The organism is Edaphobacter lichenicola (assembly GCF_014201315.1).
GTDB lineage: Bacteria > Acidobacteriota > Terriglobia > Terriglobales > Acidobacteriaceae > Edaphobacter > Edaphobacter lichenicola_B.
This window is the reverse complement of the sequence record NZ_JACHDY010000001.1, coordinates 727,984-748,997: the sequence shown is the minus strand read 5'-3', so window position 1 is coordinate 748,997 and position 21,014 is coordinate 727,984. Positions and strand designations below refer to the sequence as shown.

At 60.7% G+C, this 21,014-nt stretch carries 11 protein-coding genes and 1 tRNA gene; 9 read left to right on the top strand and 3 right to left on the bottom strand.

Annotated features, from left to right (window positions below):
* Positions 1-59: 59 nt before the first annotated feature.
* The 3 genes from hldE (at position 60) to HDF09_RS03130 (ending at position 3,849) form a co-directional block, all read left to right on the top strand.
* Positions 60-1,568, top strand: a complete 1,509-nt coding sequence (gene hldE, locus HDF09_RS03140) for a bifunctional D-glycero-beta-D-manno-heptose-7-phosphate kinase/D-glycero-beta-D-manno-heptose 1-phosphate adenylyltransferase HldE (RefSeq protein WP_183761325.1) — start codon at positions 60-62, stop codon at positions 1,566-1,568.
* Positions 1,565-2,548, top strand: coding sequence for an ADP-glyceromanno-heptose 6-epimerase (gene rfaD / locus HDF09_RS03135; RefSeq protein WP_183761322.1), 984 nt, complete (start codon positions 1,565-1,567; stop codon positions 2,546-2,548). The genes hldE and rfaD overlap by 4 nt, the downstream gene beginning before the upstream one ends.
* A 107-nt stretch (positions 2,549-2,655) precedes the next feature.
* Entirely contained in the window at positions 2,656-3,849 is a 1,194-nt protein-coding gene (locus tag HDF09_RS03130) for an ATP-grasp domain-containing protein (protein WP_183761319.1), read from the top strand.
* A 77-nt stretch (positions 3,850-3,926) separates the two neighbouring features.
* On the opposite strand, the gene HDF09_RS21235 is transcribed toward HDF09_RS03130, so the two are convergent.
* The gene (locus tag HDF09_RS21235; protein ID WP_260180969.1) at positions 3,927-5,093 is read right to left on the bottom strand and encodes a sulfatase-like hydrolase/transferase; all 1,167 of its coding nucleotides are present in this window, start codon (positions 5,091-5,093) and stop codon (positions 3,927-3,929) included.
* Between the two features lie 604 nt (positions 5,094-5,697).
* Positions 5,698-5,773, bottom strand: a tRNA-Lys gene (locus HDF09_RS03120).
* 414 nt (positions 5,774-6,187) lie between these two features.
* Between HDF09_RS03120 and HDF09_RS03115 the strand changes: the two genes are divergently transcribed.
* The 4 genes from HDF09_RS03115 to HDF09_RS03100 all read left to right on the top strand — a co-directional run bounded on the left by HDF09_RS03115 (position 6,188) and on the right by HDF09_RS03100 (position 17,532).
* Positions 6,188-8,572, top strand: a complete 2,385-nt coding sequence (locus tag HDF09_RS03115; RefSeq protein ID WP_183761313.1) for a cellulose synthase operon protein YhjQ/BcsQ — start codon at positions 6,188-6,190, stop codon at positions 8,570-8,572.
* Complete coding sequence (bcsA, locus tag HDF09_RS03110) at positions 8,569-13,239, top strand: UDP-forming cellulose synthase catalytic subunit (protein WP_183761310.1); 4,671 nt, start codon at positions 8,569-8,571, stop codon at positions 13,237-13,239. The genes HDF09_RS03115 and bcsA overlap by 4 nt, the downstream gene beginning before the upstream one ends.
* Positions 13,240-13,453: 214 nt before the next feature.
* Positions 13,454-15,427, top strand: a complete 1,974-nt coding sequence (locus tag HDF09_RS03105; protein WP_260180891.1) for a DUF3857 domain-containing transglutaminase family protein — start codon at positions 13,454-13,456, stop codon at positions 15,425-15,427.
* 74 nt (positions 15,428-15,501) lie between these two features.
* Positions 15,502-17,532 (top strand): DUF3858 domain-containing protein, encoded by a 2,031-nt coding sequence (locus HDF09_RS03100; protein ID WP_183761303.1) that lies wholly within the window; start codon positions 15,502-15,504, stop codon positions 17,530-17,532.
* 21 nt (positions 17,533-17,553) lie between these two features.
* On the opposite strand, the gene HDF09_RS03095 is transcribed toward HDF09_RS03100, so the two are convergent.
* On the bottom strand, positions 17,554-19,164 hold the full coding sequence (locus tag HDF09_RS03095; RefSeq protein ID WP_183761300.1) for a hypothetical protein: 1,611 nt from the start codon (positions 19,162-19,164) through the stop codon (positions 17,554-17,556).
* A 335-nt stretch (positions 19,165-19,499) separates the two neighbouring features.
* Between HDF09_RS03095 and HDF09_RS03090 the strand changes: the two genes are divergently transcribed.
* The gene (locus HDF09_RS03090; RefSeq protein WP_183761297.1) at positions 19,500-19,745 is read left to right on the top strand and encodes a hypothetical protein; all 246 of its coding nucleotides are present in this window, start codon (positions 19,500-19,502) and stop codon (positions 19,743-19,745) included.
* Between the two features lie 151 nt (positions 19,746-19,896).
* Positions 19,897-20,916 (top strand): lysylphosphatidylglycerol synthase transmembrane domain-containing protein, encoded by a 1,020-nt coding sequence (locus HDF09_RS03085; RefSeq protein ID WP_183761294.1) that lies wholly within the window; start codon positions 19,897-19,899, stop codon positions 20,914-20,916.
* Positions 20,917-21,014: the final 98 nt, after the last annotated feature.

Below are 21,014 nucleotides of genomic sequence, written 5' to 3'. Positions count from 1 at the left end.
CGAGAACACTCACCTTCGCTCAAAGATGCGATGATGTTCGCGGGAGATCTTTTTCGTTCATGCTGCCCGAACTTCATTCGATCCTGAACCTGCTTGAGGGCGGCTTCAGTCAACTCAAAGTGCTCGTCATTGGCGACATCATGCTCGACCGCTACATCCACGGCGAGGTCGAGCGCATCTCCCCCGAGGCCCCGGTCCCAGTCATCCGCCACGCCCAGCGTTACGAGCGCGCAGGCGGAGCGGCCAACGTAGCCATGAACCTCGCCGGCCTCGGCTGTCAGACCTTCCTCGCGGGCCTCTGGGGCAGTGACTCCGAGCAGGCAGAACTAGCAGCTATCCTCGAACGCGCCAGCATCAACACCGCCGGAGTCGTCTCAAGCTCGCTCCCCACCATCTCGAAGACCCGGATCGTCGGCCGCATGCAGCAGCTTCTCCGCCTAGACATCGAGAGCCGAGACCCGGTCCCAGCGATCGAAGCGCAACGCCTTCAGGAGCGCGCCACCGAGCTCGTCGCAAAGGTCCACGCCGTCATCCTCTCCGACTACGCCAAAGGGGCCCTCACCCGTTCTCTTTGCGAGTCCGTCATCCGTGCCGCACGCAACGCAGGCATCCCCGTCTTCGCCGACCCCAAAACCCCCGACTTTAGCAAATACTCTGGCGCGACCACCGTCTGTCCCAATCTAGGCGAACTCTCCGCAGCCACCGGCATCCCCTCTCACCACACCGACGAACTCCTCGCCGCAGCCCAGGCCCTGGTCACAGAACACGACTTCAAATTCCTCACCGTCACCATGAGCGAGAAGGGAATCACAGTCCTCAGGCCACCATCAGAAGGCAACCCAGGCATCTATCACTCACCCGCACGCGCCCGCGAGGTCTTCGATGTCTCAGGAGCAGGCGATACCGTCATCGCAACCCTCGCTGCTGGAGTCGCAGGCGGCTTACAAATCGAAACCGCAGTCGACCTCGCCAACCTCGCCGCAGGAATCGTAGTCAGTAAGGTAGGCACCGTACCCATCGCAGCGCACGAGCTCGTCGCGGCCCTCACTCCCAGCTCCGGGCTCACCGCCGGTGAAAAGATCCTCGACCTCGACCGCCTCAAACTCCGCGTAGCCGAGTGGCGCTCCTCCGGCGAGACCATCGTCTTCACCAACGGCTGCTTCGACCTCCTCCACGTCGGCCACATCACCCTGCTCGAAGATTGCCGCCGCTTTGGTTCCAAGCTCGTCCTGGGCCTCAACGCGGACGCCTCGGTCTGCCGCCTCAAAGGCCCAACCCGCCCCATCGTCTCGGAACGAGAACGCGCCCGCGTCATGGCTGCTCTCGCCGCAGTAGACGCCGTGGTTCTCTTCGAAGAAGACACACCCCTCGAACTCATCCGCACACTGCGGCCCAACGTACTGGTCAAAGGCGGCGACTACACCATCGAAACCGTGGTCGGTCACGAAGATGTGATCGCCTACGGAGGACGAGTCGAGATCGTCCCCACCGTAGAAGGCTTCTCGACCACCAACCTCGTAAAAAAGCTCACGGCAAATCCAACCCCGAGCGAGGAGATTAAGAAGTGATCATCGTCACCGGCGGAGCAGGCTTCATCGGCAGCAACCTCATCCACCAGCTCAACCGCGCAGGCGAACGCAACATCCTGCTGGTGGACAACTTCGCTCCCGCCCCCAACCTCACCGGCCCGAAGTTCCTCAACCTCGCCGGAGCCGAATATGCCGATTACATGGACAAGCGCGAGTTCCGCGCCGCACTCAAAGCCGGCGACTTTGAGAACACCAGAATCCGCGCCATCCTCCATCAGGGCGCCTGTTCGAACACCCTTGAAGACGACGGCCGCTACATGATGGACAACAACTTCACCTACTCCAAAGAGTTGTTGCACTTTGTACTCGACCGTAGGATTCCCCTGGTCTACGCCTCAACCGCCGCTGTCTACGGAGCCAGCACCAACTTCACCGAACTCCCCGCCAACGAGCGCCCACTCAACGTCTACGGCTACTCGAAGCTCGTCTTCGACAACTACGTCCGCCGCCATCTTCACGATATGAAGTGCACCGTCGTCGGCCTCCGCTACTTCAACGTCTACGGCCCGCGCGAACAGCACAAAGGCCGCATGGCCAGCGTCATCCACCACTTCACCCGCCAGCTCAAAGACACCGGCGCCATCCGCATGTTCGAGGGCTCAGGCGGCTACGCCGACGGCGAACAGCGCCGCGACTTCGTCTTCGTCAAAGACCTCGCCCGCATCAACATGTTCTTCGCCGGCCTCCTCCCCGAAAGTCCCAAAAAGTCCATCCACGCCGTCGTCAACGCTGGCACCGGCGAAGCCCGCACCTTCAAGGCCGTCGCCCAGGCGCTCATGCGGGTTCACGGCCAGGGCAACATCGAATACATCCCATTCCCGGGTGACCTGAAGAACCGCTACCAGCACTACACCCAGGCCGACATCTCAGGTCTCCGCGCCGCCGGATACACCGCGCCCTTCACCACGCTTGAGGACGGCGTAAAACAAACCTTCGCCGAGGAGCCCGCGTCATCGTAGTTCTGTTCCTTCGCAAAAACAGGTGTACTCTAACCAAGCCTGAAATCTTGGAGTGGTAGCCAATCTGTTCTTAACTACAGGGAGCCAGTGTGACTGAGACGCAACGAATGCCCACGATTCTCTGCATCAGCACCTACGAAAAAGGCCAGCCTTTTCTCAAAGAGGCCGCACGTCTCGGCGCCAGCGTTCTCCTGCTCACCGTCGAAAAACTCGAGCACGCCGACTGGCCCCGCGCGTCCCTCACCAAACTCGTCACCATGCCGGAGAAGCTCACCCCCGACCAGGTCTTAAACACAGTCACCTATCTCGCACGCACCAACCCCATCGACCGCATCGTCGCGTTAGACGAGTTTGACCTCGAAGTAGCCGCCCTGCTCCGCGAACATATGCGCCTCTCCGGAATGGGCGAATCACTCACCCGAAACTTCCGCGACAAGCTCGCCATGCGCGTAAGCGCCAAACAAAAAGGAGTCCCCGTCCCCGAGTTCACCGGAGTCTTCAACCACGACGATCTCCGCACGTTCCTCCATAACGTCCCCGGACCATGGCTGCTAAAACCCCGCACCAACGCCTCCGCCATCGGCATCCGCAAGATCGAGTCCCCAGACGCCCTATGGCCCGTTCTCGACGAACTAGCCGACCTTCAGTCGCACTACGTCCTTGAGCGCTTCGTCCCCGGCGAGATCTTTCACATGGAAGGCGTCACCTGGAACGGCAATATACTCTTCGGCGCACCTTACAAGTACGGCAAGCCGCCCATGCAGACGATGCATCAGGGAGGCATCTTCAGCACACGAGCCATCGACAGGGAATCGAACGACGCCGTCGCTCTGAGCACAATTCATAAACAGGTGATCGAATCCCTCGGCCTCGTCTCCGGCGTCACCCACACCGAGTTCATCAAATCGCAAGCCGACGGCAGCTTCTACTTCCTCGAAACCGCAGCTCGCGTCGGTGGCGCCCACATTGCCGATGTCGTCCAGTTCGCCTCAGGCATCAATCCCTGGGTCGAGTGGGCCAGAATAGAAGTAGCCACACTCCTCAAAATGGAGTACACGCTGCCGAATCTAAACAACCAATACGCGGGCAGCGTTATCTGCCTCGCGCGGCAGGATCATCCCGACACCAGCAGCTACGATGCGCCCGAGATCGTTCACCGTCTCAATCGTCATCATCACGCCGGTCTCATCCTCCGCGCCGACTCTGCCGAACGCATCGAAGATCTCATCGGCCAATACACCAACCGCTTCCTCGAGGACTTCTGCGCCGTCGTGCCCCCTCCAGATAAACCAACAGCGTAAGCCTTAGCGCGAATCCCCCTCGGAACGTCTCCGCAAAAAGTAGATTCGAGAAGGGACGCACTCCAGATGAGCCCGTATTATGGCCTCCGCATCGCCCACGCGCTTAGCTGCTCCGGTGTTTCGATCTGCCCCGTCAACAGCTTGTCGAAGAGCTCACGCGTTCTTATCGATTCAAACGGCTCGTCAATGTGTGCAGGCGTTGTCTGCCCAGGAAGCTTCACAATGTAGGCAGGTCTATCGTCAAATGTGACATTGTCCGAAGCAATACGCTCCTCTTCTGTCCATTCCCGGCTCTTCCCCCAGCCCATATGAACTCGCCACGAGTGATCTCCCATAATCACCAAAGCGGAATTATTCCACGTTCCGTTCTCTTCTAACTCATGCCGAACATGCGCCAGGTAGACATCGCAGAGGGCAAGGTTGTCGATGTAAGTTGGATGAGATACCGCAAAGCTACCGGTGTGCCGGTTGTAGATCCCACCTGGATGCGGGATCGGCATGTGCAACAAAACGAAGTTGGCCGAGGGTTCTCTGAGCAGTATGTCGCCCGCTGCTATAAGCTCCTGGTAGTCCTGCTGGTGGAAGCTAACCTCGGTGGAAGTGGCCTCCTGAGGCGCTAGTAGACGTGCCATCCTCGCCAGATTTACAAAATGACGCACTATTGGCTGGTAACTGTTCCAACCGATGCTTTGCGCTGGATACATAGCGCCGGGCAAATCTATATGGTTTGTCCAGAAGCAGCTGTCAAGAACCTCTGGCAGAATGCGGCAATACGGGTTATACCAACCCGCGATCGCCGTGCTGTAGCCTGCATCGAGCGCATCCTGAAAGATCGTCTTGTGAGGGTCCAGGGTCCCCCAGGTTCTCGAGGATCGGTCATGCACCTCAAGAGGCCAACCCGCAACAGAGGTACGCACGTCATCGTATTGTCGTCCTGTCATCAGAGACGGGAGGACCTGCTCGGTATACAGACCGCTAGGTACAACGTGGGTGAAAACTGTCGCCGTACTCGCGAGTTCCGTAAAGGCAGGCAACTTTAGGCCTTGGTAAGGATGTTCGTAGACTTGTCGATAAGAGAGTTCATCCAGGACAATCCAGATGAGTCGAGTGGAGCGATCAGAGGAAAGCCTACCTTCCGCCCGCTGGTGCAAGGGGCGAAGGGAGTTCAGGTGACGTGCCTGCCATGAAAACAAAACCCCTTGTCCAATTATGACAACCCCGCTCAGCGCTACAAATCCAAACATCGTCACAGCTACTCTCATGGTGCGACCCAGAATTGGCTGAACGCGAGAACTCCAGGCCACTGATGCCAGCCAGATCATGCAAACCACAATGGCAAAAACCCTATTGACTGCGACTGGCACAGGGTGTCCGTGAAAGAGGTACCAGTCTTTTATCACGATCCAACCCAATGCAATGCCAACTAAGCTCCAAAGCCAGGAGTTGTATCGCGGGTGGTTGCGTCCCCATAAAAATAGAAGAGAGAAGACCAGCCATACTCCCGCAAAGTTCAGCAACACCGGTACGGCCACCGCACTGACAGGTCCCACCAAATGATAGAACTCGGTATGCAAAGGGGAGGCTAGTGGTTCTAGCAGGGGAAGCAGGGCGATAGTGCTTGCGCCGAAGGCGGTCGTAACCGGGTGTCTCAGCAACTTACGTGGCCCCTTCTACCAAAAAGACGAGATCGAGCGCTATTGCACCTTGATCTCCCATCATCTGGCGTAGACATCCCGCGACCAGTTGGCGCGAGCCTCACCGCTGGAAGATCTCCCCTGTCCGGCCGAAACGATTTCTTAATCTCGACCATTTAGAAAGTGGTATAGATAGCTGATTATGGAATAGTTATGGTGAGAGCGCTGGGGCTCGAACCCAGGACCAACGCCTTAAAAGGGCGATGCTCTACCAACTGAGCTACGCTCTCAGACCACACTACCAAGTTAGCACATTTAGACAGGGGAATATTGCCTTCAACCAGCGCCACCGCAAGCTTTTACCCTCTTTCCCCCTTTCACCGGCAGGAAAGCCGAAGAAGACTCCCCGCTCAAGTGACGCCTGGATACGCCACGAGCAGGTTCTTTCAGGATCAAACCCAAAAAGTTCCATTCCGGAAGCCTGTTTTCACCCCAAATTCAGCTGCGATTGATGCGAAAACCCGCGCCCCCATTGCATTCTCACACTTAAGTCGCACGACGGTTTCATTGACTTGGGGTACTACCCACAGTAGCCTCAGGCTATTGCATTGGAACGGGTGCAACCACCTATTTTGAACTGGCAGCGAACCGGCGCAGTTCAAACTGAAAGAAACCGCTTCACCAAACTCACAGGACCAAGAGCTATGGACTCTCGCGGCACAGACAAGACCACCGACAAGGTCGAAGATCTCGCAGTAACGGAAACACCTGAAGACGTTGCTGTACTTTATTCCTGGGCAAATCTTCATGGAGCCAAGTATCGCGACTTCTCAGCATCGCGTCGTGAGTATCGTGCGCAGCTCAGACATCGCGCCGCCGAGCAGGTGCGGGAGCAGGCGCTCCTGGCTCAGGCTGAGGCCGAAGACGCCGCCGCAACCGCCGATGCCGCCGCACGCAACGCATCGAAGGTCGCACTCGATCCCTACTCCGAAGACTCCGACTCCCACAGACGGCGTGCGTTGCGCGAAGCAGAAGAAGCCGCTCGAACCGCTGCAGCCGAACGTCTCGAAGCCGCTCGCCGGGCCGAAGTCGCCGCCGTCGCCGAAGCTGCCGCCCGCCGCGAAGAACGTGAGATTGCAGAGGCCCACGCCTCCGCCCAGCGACAGGCCGCTCGCTATGCCGACTCGGAGATTCGTCGCAGAGCCTCCGAAGACGCTCCAGAGCTGCCCGGCCGGACCTCGGACCCCTACACTCCTCATGCTCAAACCCCAACCCAGGCGCACCCCCAGCCAAACCATCAACCGGCTACCGAAGCCGCACTCCACCAACCGGCCGGTTCTCCACAGGAATCGCCCTTGAGCAACGATCCAATCCAGCCCAGCGATCCAGTCCAGTCCAGCGATCCAATCCAACCCGAGCAGCGTGTCTACGTTAAGCAGAATATGACCCCACGCCGCCCCCAGGGCTACCGCCCAGATGAAGCCTCCGGTGTCCGCCAGATTTATCGCGGCCCCGACGACTCTCAAGCCGAGTACACTACTCCTGATCCAATCAGACATTTAATTCCTACGCAAAACCGAGCTGCGCCTGCACCTCTTTTATCCCAGGATATGAAGCCCACCTCCGAACAGCCCGCACCGCCGCCTCCACCGTCCTCAAACGAAGGTGCGGCCCCGCTGCTGGGTCAACGCCGCACCGATCCTCAGCCCCGTGCCGACGCACCGGCGTCTCAAAGCGAACCGGCCCCCGCGGCTTCCGCAGCCAATCCGGATCAGCGGTCTCCATCCGTCAAGGATCATTCGAGGACATCGGCTGATACTCCGCTCGATTCCACTCGAGACTCTTCGTCGAATCTTTCCCCGGCCACACCGCCCCGCCCCAGACTATCGGGAGCCTTTCGGTCTGCGCCGCCGATCTCTTCCACACCTGCAAGGCCCGTCTCTCCGTTCTCTCAAGCGCTGGTCCCCTCCGACTCCACCCGCGGCCGCCGAGCCCAGGACGACTTCGACTATCAGCAGCCGCACAATCCATCCGACCCGCCGCGTCGCAGCTCCGCAGACCCATCTCCTGAGCCCGCGCCTCTAGCCTCCGCGCGACCTGCCTTCCAGTCAGATCCTGCCGGCCCGGCCTGGCTCTACGCCTCGCCCGCGCAGCCCGTCGTTCCAAAGCCACTCGCACCGCAGCAGCAGCCACCCTCTCAATCCTCGGTGGCCGACACCCTCCAGCACTCCAGGGAGCGCGTCGCCGCCCGCTGGTACGCCCTCAAAGGTGTCTTCGAACAGCCCGGACAGGATCAACCCGAGGCAGCGCCCGTGCGTCAAAAGGAGACCCGGACCCCCGTCCTCGCCGTCTTCTCCCTCGCCGGCGGAGTCGGCAAAACCAGCCTCGTCGCCACCGTCGGGCGAGCTCTCTCCTCCATGGGAGAAAAAGTTCTGCTCACCGACACCACCTCACATGGTCTGCTGCCGTTCTACTTCGGCGCCAGCGAGCTTCGCCACGGAACCGTCCGCACCTTCTCGCCTCCCAGCGGCAGCACCGATGCTCCCATCTACCTCGTCAGCTACGACGTCGACCAGAAGCAAACCGACGAGGAAGCACAGGAGCTTCTCGCCGAAGAGATCATCAGCAACGGCCGTGGCGCCCACCGCATTCTGCTCGACCTCACCGTCGGCTCCAGCTGGATCGTTCGCCGCATGGCCCGCATGAGCCCTACCATTCTCGTTCCCGTCGCGCCCGACATGAACTCTGTCATCAGTCTGCAGACCGTCGAAAAGTTCTTCAGCGGCGTCAACGACGGCGATGGCCGCCCCCTGCAGCCCTTCTACGTCCTCAATCAGTTCGACACCTCGCTGCCACTGCACCTCGACGTCCGTGAGGTGATGCGCCGGCAGTTAGGAGATCGCCTCCTCCCCTTTGTTATCCGTCGCGCCCAGTCCGTCAGCGAAGCTCTGGCCGAGGGCATGACCGTAGTCGACTATGCTCCAGACGCACCCGTCGCCGAAGACTATCTGAACCTCGCCACCTGGCTCCGCACCGTCGCCGCACCGGCCACCGCGGGCTTCCGCAACGTTCGCTGGAGCGAGCGATGAGGGAGGGCCCTCTCTTCGACCAACTTCAATCAGGTGACGCTCTCTTCTACAAAGCCCTACGCTTTCTCATCCTTCTCGGCGGAGTATTTCTTCTAGCATTCACCGGCATTCTGGAGCTCACTTGGCCCCAGCAGATCGTCCTCGGCATCCTCACCGTAGCCCTGGTCATCTGGATGGACCGCAGCTCCGGCTCCTACCTCGTCACCCTGACGCTCATGCTGGCCTCGATGTTCTCCACCTTCCGCTACGGCTTCTGGCGAGTCTCGACCACCCTCAAGTTCTTCTTCGATCCCGGCTCGACCTGGAGCGTTCTCGACGGCTTCTTCATCTGCCTCCTCCTCTTCGCCGAGTTCTACGCCTTCGTCGTTCTCTTTCTCGGCTACTTCCAGACGCTCTGGCCGCTGCGCCGCACGCCCGTCTCCTTGCCCGACGAGATCGCCCAGTGGCCCGCCGTCGATCTCCTCATCCCCACCTATAACGAGCCGCTCAGCCTCGTAAAGTACACCGCCCTCGCCGCCCTGAACATCGACTGGCCCTCCGACAGGCTCAACGTCTATCTCCTCGACGACGGCAAGCGCGAAGAGTTTCGCCAGTTCGCCGCAGACGCCGGCATCGGCTACATGACGCGCGACGACAACCAGCACGCGAAGGCCGGCAACATCAACCACGCCCTCGCCCAGCTCAACTCTCGCTACGTCGTCATCTTCGACTGTGATCACGTCCCCACCCGAAGCTTCCTGCAGATCACCATGGGTTGGTTCCTCCGCGACAAAAAGCTCGGAATGCTGCAGACCCCGCATCACTTCTATTCGCCCGATCCCTTCGAGCGCAATCTGGACCAGTTCCGCACGATCCCCAACGAAGGCGAGCTCTTCAACGGCATCGTCCAGGACGGCAACGACTTTTGGAACGCGACCTTCTTCTGCGGCTCATGCGCCGTCCTCCGCCGCTCCGCCCTCGACCAGATCGGCGGCATCGCCGTCGAAACCGTCACCGAAGACGCCCACACCTCCCTCCGCATGCAGAGGAACGGCTGGAACACCGCCTACATCAACATCCCGCAGGCAGCAGGCCTCGCCACCGAACGCCTCAGCGGCCACATCCGCCAGCGCATCCGCTGGGCCCGCGGCATGGTCCAGATCCTCCGCACCGAAAACCCGCTCTTTGCCCGCGGCCTCAGCGCAGCCCAGCGTCTCTGCTACTTCAACGCGATGACGCACTTCCTCTACGCTCTGCCGCGTCTCATCTTCCTCACAGCGCCGCTCGTCTACCTCATCTTCGGACACGTCAATCTCCCCGGCTACTGGCTGCTTATCTTCGCCTACGCCCTCCCGCACCTCGTACTCGCTAACATCGCCAACTCCCGCATCCAGGGCCAGCATCGCCACTCCTTCTGGAACCAGATCTACGAGACAGTCCTCGCGCCTTACATCCTTCTTCCCACACTCTTCGCCTTCCTCAACCCCCGATTCGGCAACTTCGACGTAACCGCGAAGGGAGGCGTCGTCACGCGCCGGTTCTTTGACTCGCGCATCGCCCAGCCCTTCCTCTTCCTCTCAGCGCTCAACGCCATCGGCATCCTCTGCGCCATCCCCAGATTCATTCAGTTTCCCGGCGCCGGAACACCCTCCCCGCTTCACTTCATCGCGGACATGTACGACGGAGGCCACCCTGGAACCATTCTGATGAACCTCCTCTGGGCCTGCTTCAACATGATGATCCTCGGCGTCGCCACCTCCGTCGCCTGGGAGAGTCGTCAGCGCCGCCAGGCCGTCCGTCTTCCCATGTCCGTCCCCGCCGACGTAGAGCTCGGCAATGGAACCATCGTCCGCGGTGTCACCAGCGACATGTCCAGCGGCGGTCTCATGGTCCGCATCGAGCGCGCCTTCACCGGCCGCATCGGCGACGCCGTCAAACTCACCCTGCCGGTTCTCGACGGCAAAGCCACCCTACCCGCTACCGTGGTAGGAATCGAAGGCAACACCTTGCGCGCCCAGTTCGACCCGCTCACCCTCCTTGAAGAAGAGGCGCTCACCATGGTCCTCTACTCCCGCGCCGACACCTGGCTAGGCTGGGGAGAGACACGCGAGGCAGACAGACCACTCACCAGCCTGCGCCGCATCGTCCAACTCGCCGGGCAAGGCTTCGTCCGAACCTTTCGCAGCGGCGCCAAAGCAAAAGAACCATCGTCCAACGGTAATCTGGCTCCCAGCGTCGTACCGCTTCTCGTCCTCGCCCTGCTGGTGAGCTCTTCCGCTCTCTTCGCTCAGGTTCACCCGCTTCACACTACACATTTTTTGCTGCAGAATGATGCCAGCACCCCACCACCGGCTCAAACCGCGCCTCCAGCTCAAACTCTTCCACTAGCCCCCGCCCCTGCAGCCCAGAACCCGCCTTCGACCGAAACCCAGCAGCCACCTCAAAACCCGCCTGCGGTGAAACCATTCCTCTCCTACAAGGCATACGCCGCTCGACTGACCGCTGCACAAGCTGCCGCCGCGCCGCCGGACACCTTCGACAGAGTCGTCAGCCTCTCCGATCTGGGCGTCCCACGAACCATCGTCATGCAGGGCCTCGACGCCTTCAACACGATCCACTTCGCACTGCCGCAGACGCAGGTCGTCAAGACCGCGACGATGCATCTTCGCTACCACGTCTCGCCCGGTCTCATTCCATCGCTCAGCCATCTCAAGGTGAGCCTGAACGGCACCCTCTTCGCGACCCTCCCCGTCGTCGACCCACACCCCACCGGCGCCACTCAAGCCACCCAGACAGTTACAAATCCCGTTCCAGCCCAAAGCACCGACCTGCTCGAATCGACCGTCACGCTGCCAGTCGATGCCCTGACACGAGACAATCAGCTCACCTTCGAGTTCGTCGGCCACTACGCCTCACAGTGCGAAGACCCCGCCCACTCCACCCTCTGGGCACACATCGACAACAGCTCCACCATCGAGTTCGCCGGATCCCTCAGCCAGTTGCACGACGATCTCAAGCTCCTCCCCGCGCCGTTCTACGATCCGCTCGTCAATCCTCATCCCGTCATCCCCATCGTCTTCCTCGGCCAGCCGTCTCCGAAGGCCCTTCAGGCCGCAGGCATCCTCGCCTCGTGGCTCGGACTCCTCGCCGACTCCCGCCCCATCCGCTTCCCAGTCACAGTCGGAACCATCCCCGCCGGCAACGCAATCGTCATCGGCCAAAATGGCCCATCGTTTCCCGCCGAACTCCAGATCAACTCCATCGCCGGCCCCACCGTCGTCATGCGGCCGAACCCCTCGGACCCCTACTCAAAGCTCCTCATCCTGACCGGCGAGACCGACGCCGACCTCCTCAGCGCAGCCCTTGCGCTCACCCTCCAGCGCGACCTCCTCAGCGGCGATCGCGTGCGTATCCCCGCCATCAAAATGCCTGCCTCGCGCGAAGCCGACGACGCACCACGCTGGCTCAGCACCGACAAAAACACTCCCATCGGCGACCTCCTCCAAACCAGCAGCCTCCAGACCGACGGCTCCAACCCGGTGGCCCTCTTTCTGCGCCTCCCGCCCGACCTCTTCTACGGCACCCGCCAGAATCTCGGCTTCCATCTCGCCTATCGCTACAACGGCGTCCCCCTCTCAGACGACAGCTCCCTCCAGGTCTATCTCAACGACGCCTATATCAACTCAACCCCGCTCTCGCACACCGACAAAGCCTCCCCCGCGCGCATCGTCCCATTCCCCGTCTCGGACATGCGTCCCTTCTCGAACTCCATCCTGCTGCGCTTCTTCTTCCAACTCGCCAAAAAAACCGACTGCCCCGACCCAACCTCGCCGAACCTCCTGGGCTCCATCCTCAAAGACTCCTACCTCGACCTCAAGGACATTCCCCACCTGGCCGTTCTGCCAAACCTCGAGATCTTCGCCAACGCCGGCTACCCCTTCACCCGCAAAGCCGACCTCTCCGACACCGCCGTCGTCCTGCCCGACACCCCAGGCCCCGAAGAGATCGAGCTCTACCTCACCCTGATGGCCCACTTCGGCGCCCAGACCGGCTACCCCGTTCTCAACGTCACCGTCACCAACGCCGAAGGCATGCGCCCCGACGCCCACAAGGACTACCTCGTCCTCGGCACCGTCGACGATCAGCCCGCCATCAACCGCCTCAATCCATCACTCCCCGTCAGCGTCGACGGCAGCGGCCTTCACATCCAGGACACCCAGGACTTCTTCGCGCAACTCCAGCACGCCTGGTGGAAGGTCCGCAGCTCCGACCACATCCAGTCCGGCCAGCTCGAAACCGCCGGCACCATCCCCGACGCACTCATCGAAGGCGTCGAGTGGCCCAGCGGATCCAAGCAGTCGGTCGTCGTCATCGCCCTGCGCGACAAAACCGTCATCCCCAACTTTCTCTCCAGCTTCCTTCAAACCTCTCAGTCCTCCGACATCTCCCAATCCGTAAGCGTCCTCCACGACTCCCACTTCTCCTCCTACCGCATCGGCAACGACGTCTACCGCGTAGGCTCCCTCTCGCTCTGGCTCCAGCTCAAAATGCTCTTCGCCGACTACCAGTGGCTCATGGTCATCTCCACCCTGGTCGTCTGCTTCCTCCTCGCCGTCATCCTTCGCTCCGCTCTGCGCCGCCGAGCCCGAGCCCGCCTGCAGGGAACCAGCTACACCCACTCAGCCTGAAGTCACCAACTCCGAAGCCAACTCTGAAGCGGGAATATCCCCCATTCGACGTACCGTGCCGTCCCCTGAATTCCCTTGAACTACTCTCCTCTCCCACGTATAACTCTCAAACGTACACAATCCTGTCACGCAGCCGGACGCTTCCAATTCAACGATGGGGCTGCCAGTGTATCGAAACCCGATAACACGACGAACGAACCAGCGAGCAGAGCAATTGCGCAAACTTCATCTATCTATCTCGACAATTAGCCTCATCCTCTTCACCGCGATCCCAGCGCTCGCCTCCCGGCCCGACAACGTTCCCGACTGGGTCCGCACCGCCGCGCAGCAAAAGGTCCCCCAGTATCCCCCCGAAACCAATGCAGTCGTCCTTCTCGAAGACACCACCTACACCGTCGCGCCCGACGGCAGCGCCACCGAGCACTTCCGCAGCGTCGTCAAAATCCTTCGTCCCCAGGGCCGCGACGAGGGCAGAATCGCCGTCCCCTTCGACAAGGACACCAAGATCCTCTCCCTGCATGTCTGGAGCATCGGACCCGACGGACACGAGTACGCCGTCAAAGACAGTGAGCAGGTAGAGTTCGGCTACCCCGGCCAGGGCAACCTCTTCATGGATCTCAAGGTAAGGGCGGCAGAGGCTCCCGGCCGCGACCCCGGCGGCGTCGTCGCCTATGAATACGAGCAGCGCACGCACCCCTACCTCACCGAGAAGACCTGGTTCTTTCAAAGCGAACTCCCGCGCCTCAATCAGAGCTTCACCCTCGAGCTGCCCCCCGGATTCATTCACGGCACCGTCTGGGCGCACAGCAGGGAACTCCCGGCTATCGACCTCGAACATCAGCGCTGGCGCTGGGAGATGAAGGACGTCCCTCCCATCGACCTCGATCAGGTTGAGCTTCGCCCGTCGGAGTCCTCGCTCGAGGGCCGCATGACCGTTCACTACGCCGGGCCGACTATCCAGTCGCCAACCGAAGGCACCTGGCAGAGCGTCGGCCAGTGGTACCAGACCCTCGCGAAAGATCGCCTAACCGCCACACCCGAGATCGCCGCCAGAGCCAAAGAACTAACCGGTGACAAGACCGATTTCTACGACAAGACCGAAGCCATCGCCGAATTCGTTCAGAAGCAGGTCCGCTACTTCGTCATCGAGATGGGCATCGGCGGCCATCAACCGCACTACGCCGCAGATATCTTCCACAACCGCTACGGCGACTGCAAAGACAAAGCCACCCTGCTCGTCTCCATGCTCTCTACGGTAGGGGTCCACGGGGCTCTCGTCCTGGTCGACCATCGTCGCGGAGTCATCGACCCCGACGCACCCTCGATCGTCGGCGACCACATGATCGCTGCTATCGAAATCCCCAAAGGCTACAACTCCCCCAAGCTCCGCAGTGTCGTCACCGCCAAGTCCGGTCGCCGCTACCTCATCTTCGATCCCACCTGGGACAAGACCGCCTTCGGTCAGCTTGCGCATAACCTCCAGGGAGGCTACGGCGTTCTGGTGGAAGGCCCCGACAGTCAGATCATTCAGTTTCCGGTCCTCTCTCCCGATCTCAACACCATCCGCCGCACCGCCACCTTCCAGCTCGAACCCGACGGCTCGCTCAAAGGCACCGTCACCGAGAAGCGCTTCGGCGACCTCTCCGAACACCGCCGCGATCTCTACATCAGCGGCGACGCCAAAGAGCAGACCAAGTTTCTCGAGCGCCTCCTCGGCCAGGACTTCACCACCTTCACCGTCTCCGACTTCAAGGTGCAGAACGCCGAGGCTCTCAACAAAGACCTCACCACCTCCTACTCCCTCACCGCCGACCACTTCGGCAAGCCCATGGGCCCCCTGCTCATGGTCCGCCCCCGCGTCCTCGGCAGCGAGGCTCTCTACGCCGATCGCAAAGAGCGCCACAACATCCCGATCAACCTTAGCGAGACCATGCAGGAGCAGGACGACTACACCATCGAGCTTCCCTCCGGATACGCAGTCGACGAGATCCCCGATCCCGTCAAGCTCGACCTCGACTTCGCCTCCTATGAGAGCTCCAGCGTAGTCAAGGACCACACCCTCCACTACACCCGCACCTATACCGTTCGCGAGGTCACCCTCCCCGCCGACAGATATCCCGACGTTCAAAAGCTCTCAGGCGTCATAGCAGCCGACGAACAAAGCAAAGCCGTCCTCAAAAAGCAGTAAAAAAATCTCTAAACAAAGATCAATCACAAACGATTCACGTACTACGAAGCAATCGAACAAGGACGACTCCAAACATGAACCACACCTCACGCCGCATCCTCTGCCTCACTCTTCTCTCTGCCTTGGCTTTCCTCGCCGCACCCTGCGCCCGCGCGCAGTGGACCGTCCCCACCCCCGAAGAACTCTCCATGACCTCACAGCCCGAGGTTCCCGGCGCCGCCGCCGTCTACCTCTTCCGCGAAGAGACCACAGAAGACAAGCTCCATATGTTCAGCATCTACGTCCGGCTCAAAGTCCTCACCGAACGCGGCAAGGAGTACGCCAACGTCGAACTCAGCTACGCTCACTCCAACGAAGGCGGTTCCACGGACATCGACGACATCCAGGGCAGAACCATTCACCCCGATGGCACCATCATCCCCTTCACCGGCAAACCCTACGAGAAGCTAGTCGAAAAGACCCAGGGCGTCCGCTTCATGGCCAAGGTCTTCACCTTGCCCGACGTCGAGGTTGGCAGCATCATCGAATACCGGTACAAGCTGCGACTCGGCGACAACTGGTTCAGGGCGCCACAGTGGTACATCCAGACCGCTCTCTACACCCGCAAAGCCCACTACTCCTGGCGCCCTACCGACAAACAACTCATCTCGTCGGAAGACGGCGGCCTCACCAACACCATCTCCTGGACCAAAATTCTTCCCGCGGGCACCGACTTAAAAGAAACCCAGCTTCCCTCCAGAGCCTACGAAGACGGCCAGTACATCTTCGATCTCAACGCGCACGATATCCCTCCCGCCCCCGAGGAGGACTACATGCCACCCATCTCCAGCTTCACCTATCGCGTCCTCTTCTACTACTCTCCCTATCGCACTGGCGACGAATATTGGAAGAACGAAGGCAAGCGCTGGGCGAAGAGTCGCGACAAGTTCATCGGACCCGGACCCGTCGTTACCGCAGCCGTTCACGACATCATCCTCCCGGCAGATTCGCAGGATCAGAAGCTGCGCAAGATCTACGCCGCCGTAATGAAGCTCGAAAACACCAACTATACCCGCGAGCACTCCAGCACCGAAGAGAAGTCCCAGGGCCTCAAAGAGGTTCACACCACCGACGACATCTGGACCCGTAAGCGCGGCAACAACGATCAACTCACGGCACTGTTCGTCGCCATGGCCCGCGCCGCCGGCATGAAAGCCTATCTCGCCGTGATCACCAGCCGCGACCGCAGTGTTTTTTTTCGCGCCTACCTCAGCATGTCGCAGCTTGACGACGACGTCGCGATCGTCAACGTAGATGGCAAGGATCAGTTCTTCGACCCTGGCTCTCGCTACTGTCCCTACCAGCATCTCGAGTGGAAGCACAGCCAGACAAGTGGTCTTCGGCAAATGGACGGTGGCGCCGGTCCAGTGGAGACTCCTGGTGAGACCTATCTCTATTCGAAGACCACGCGAATCGCCGACCTGACCATGGACGAACACGGCGAAGTCAGCGGCATTCTAAAGATGACTTACCTGGGATCTCCCGCTCTTCATTGGCGGCAGCGCGCCCTCACCGGCGACGACGAAAGCCTCAAACGCGAACTTCGCACCAACGTCGAACGCCTCATGCCTGCCGGAGCCGACGTCAAGGTCACCTCCATCGAGAAGCTCGAAGACTACGAACAACCCCTCGTCGTCACCCTCTCCTTCAAAGGAAACCTGGGCTCCGCCACCGGCAAGCGCATGCTCATCCCCGCTGATATCTTCGAGGTCAACGCGAAGCCGGCGTTCCCCCACGAAAAACGAGAGATCCCGGTCTACTTCCCATACTCCCGCATTAATCAGGACGCCGTCCGCATCAAGTTCCCACCGTCCTTCAAAGTAGAATCTCTCCCCACGGCCGACCAGATGGGCTTCCAGAAGTTCGCTCTCTATACTCTCCGTTCGGAGTCCACCCCCAACAGCTTCACCATCCGTCGCGACTACGTTCTCGGAGAGATCTACTTCAAGACCGAGGAGTACGCCGGCCTCCGCAGCTTCTACTCCAAATTCGAAAACAAGGATCAGGAGACGGTCGTCCTCACCACCGCACCCGCTCCCGCCAAACCAACTCCAGCGGGGAACTGAAGCCTGCGCCGCCTGCTCTCCTCACGGCAGGCGGCACACCTTCACCACCTCATTTTCGTAAGCACACCCAAACCCCGCCGCAGCGTCTCGCTCCAGGATCACCCACGTCGCACCAACCGCCTTCAGCGCAGCAAACCGACCGGGCCCCGCCTTCCCGCCTGACTCCCCGCCAAGCCCCCCATCAAGCCCAGTCTGCAGCGCCATCCCCTGCGACCACTCTTCCGTTAGCTCGGGTCTGTTCGACGCCGTTCCGCCATCTTTCGAATCCGGCAGCGAACTCCGCTCCGCAATCGCACGAAAGCCCTGTGCCTCTTCCCCATCCCTGACCGTGTAGTTAGCGTCCAGCGCAAACACCGCATCCTTCGCCGTGTTCTCTCTGATCCAGACAAACGCCTGCACCCAGCGATTTCCCCCACCCCCTTCCGATGCAGCCGGAAGTTCAAAGTACTTCGAAGCCGGGAAGGCCATACGGTCGACCTGCAGCATAATCGCCGCCAGCAAAGAGAACGCAGCAACCCACCGCCACACACGTCGCTCCAACAAGCGTTCTCCCAGCGTCGCACCAATAATCAGAATCATCACCACATACACCAGTTGGAAGACCCGCAGAGGCTGCAGCCTCGCCACCTGATGCACCGCGGCCCCCTCTCTCGCAAACAGCAACGCCACCGCAATTGCCGTCCCTCCCGACGCGATCGCAACCCGTGCCAAACCCACCCGCACCACCTCCACCTCGCGACCTCGCCTCACGGCCACAACCGCGAGAATCATCAGCGGCGCCGCCAGTCCTACCCACTCATACCAGTGCCATTGGCTAAGAAACCAGTAACTCCGTGTCAGCATCACTCTCTGGTAATCCGCGCTCTCCGCCGGAGCCGACAACTGCACCCCCGCCGCCACCATCACGGCCGTCAAACACAGTCCCACCGTCCCCCACACCCGCACCAGCCGGCTCGTCCACAGAATTGTTCCCAGCACCAGCACCGATCCCAGCGCATAAGCCCCCATCAGGGGATGCATCGTCGCCGCACCCAGCAGCGCTCCGCAGCAAAGCCCTAACCCGCGCCGCCGCTCCCCCTCCATCTCAAACTGCGGCGACAAAAACCGCAGCGTCCCCACCAGCGCCAGCAGCGCACAGGGAGTCGAGATACTTCGTGCCGTCACATACGGGTCCATCAGCATCAACGAAGTCCCCGCAATCGGAATCGTCAACCACACCGTCAGCAGCGCCACCGCACCGCCCCTCGCCTCACGCGACGCGTAGCAGCGAGCCGCCAGCAACCACGCCGCAAATAACGTCATCCAGAAGCTCGCAAGATGCACCAGCAGCAGCACCATCTCGAGACTCAATCGCGACTCGCGCACCAGCCCAGCCATCAGCGGCGCAAACACCGAGTACCGCAGATGCCCCACCACAAACTCCGCCCCGTACGGATAAAGCGCCGGATCCAGCAGACGTTTGATCTCAGGCAGGTAGATGCCCCCATCCTCGGCATACGGATGGTAGCCGTGGATCAGCAATGCAAGAAACGTCAACGCAGTCACCAGCACAGCGGCAAAACTTCGCTCCCGCCGGTACCGCTCCAGTTCGAGCTCTATCGAAGAGAGCTGTGATGCGATCGATGTAGCCAAATAAATCCTGCTCCTGCCGTGGTCTTAGTTTCTATCGCATGACATCAGTTCTGCGTTCTGCGAAATCCTAACCGAAAGCCAGCCACTCCTCGCGAAATCAAATTCGCGCATATCTCAACAAGCATCTCAACAAAGACAAACTCTTTGACTTAGACGCCAAAACATCGATTCAGCCTACGTCTCTCCCAAATCAAAAAATACGCCACGCACAATACTTAGAAATCTTTCATCACGCCTTTCTGCAAGTTGGCCCTCCGATTGCCCTACAAGGGCAGGTTCATCAAGCCAGGTTCATCAAGCCGTACGAAGGAGACAACACCAGGAGAGGCCACATCATGCACATTCACAGCAGTCCGGTCAGCCAGCTTACTCTGGGCTCTACCCAATCCGCCTTTCAGGCCCAGGAAGCCAGAAAAGCCGCAGCCGCCGTACGCCGAAGACTCAGCAGCTTCGCAGCCAGCGATGGGGACGAAGTCATCTCCCGCGTCGAGGCCCAGGCGGAATCCAACCCTCAACGCAGAAAGAATCCGCAGCAGGACGAAGAGGCCTTCCGCAGTGTCTTCGTCTCCGTCTCCGTCTAACCGCCCCGACGCATACTGCTTCCGCAACGCAAAACGCAAGAGGATCGGCAACACCCAGACGATACAATCGAAGCTGCATGTTTGATCGTCCCCTTTCCCTTCCGGTCCCCCGCGGAACCAACCATCGCCCGGCGTCCCTCAGGCTGCCCGCATGAGCGCCGCCGCCAACAGCCGCAACCTGCTGAAGACCATCCCCGGCCTTCTCATCAGCGCCTTCTTCCTCTGGTATACCTTCCATAACATTCCGCTCAACGAGTTCCGCGCCCTCCGCGCCGTGCACCCGGCGTGGATTCTCGGCGTCCTCGGCTTCACCGTCGCCAGCTACACCCTGCGCTGCGTTCGCTGGAGCCAGATGATGCCCCGCAACGGCCGCTCCCTCCGCGCCCACTTCGCCGTCTGCGCCCGCGTCCTCATGACCTCGCTCGCCGCCAACAACATCCTCCCCTTGCGCATCGGAGACATCATGCGCATCTTCACCTACTCCGACGACCTCGGCACCGCGCCCTCCGTCATCCTCAGTACCGTCATCCTCGAAAAGCTCCTCGACATCTTTGTCCTCGTCCTTCTCTTTGTCTCGACCGTTGGCCGCATCGCCACGCCGCGCCTTCGCCTCATCGCCACCATCTCCCTCGCCGTCTCAGCCATCGGCCTGCTGATCCTCCTCGTAGCGGCGCGCAGCCTGCAGGCTCCCGTACAGCGGCTCTTCGCCCGCCTCCCCGCCGGCCCGCTGCTGAAGAAAATCGAACACTGGATCACCCTCGCCCTCGACGCAACCGGCCGGCTTGGCGTCGCTGGCTCTCTTCTCCTGCTCTTTCAGTCGGTCGTCATCTGGACCTGCGAAGGCATGATCTTCCTCTCTGCCATCCGTCTGCTCGGCCTCTCGGTCGACGGCATCGCTGCCTGGCTCGCCGTCTCCTTCGCCAACCTCTCCTACCTCATCCCCAGCTCCCCCGGAGCCATCGGCCCCTTCGAGCTAGCCGTCAAAACCTCTCTAGTCAACCACGGTGCGTCGATGTCGCAATCCGCGGTCTTCGGTCTGGCGATCCATGTCTGGATGCTCCTTTCGGTCACCGGAGCCGGAGGCATCATCTTCCTCATCCATCGCATCCGCATCCACAACCACAAGCCTCTGCTCGAAGAGATTGAAGATCTGCCGGCCAGGCTGCCATGAAGAAAGGTCCTGCCGGACGTACGTCCTTCGCGGAGGGCGGTCACTTCGTGACGTGTATACCGGTCGCGGCAGGAGGACCATCCGAAGGGGTATACAAG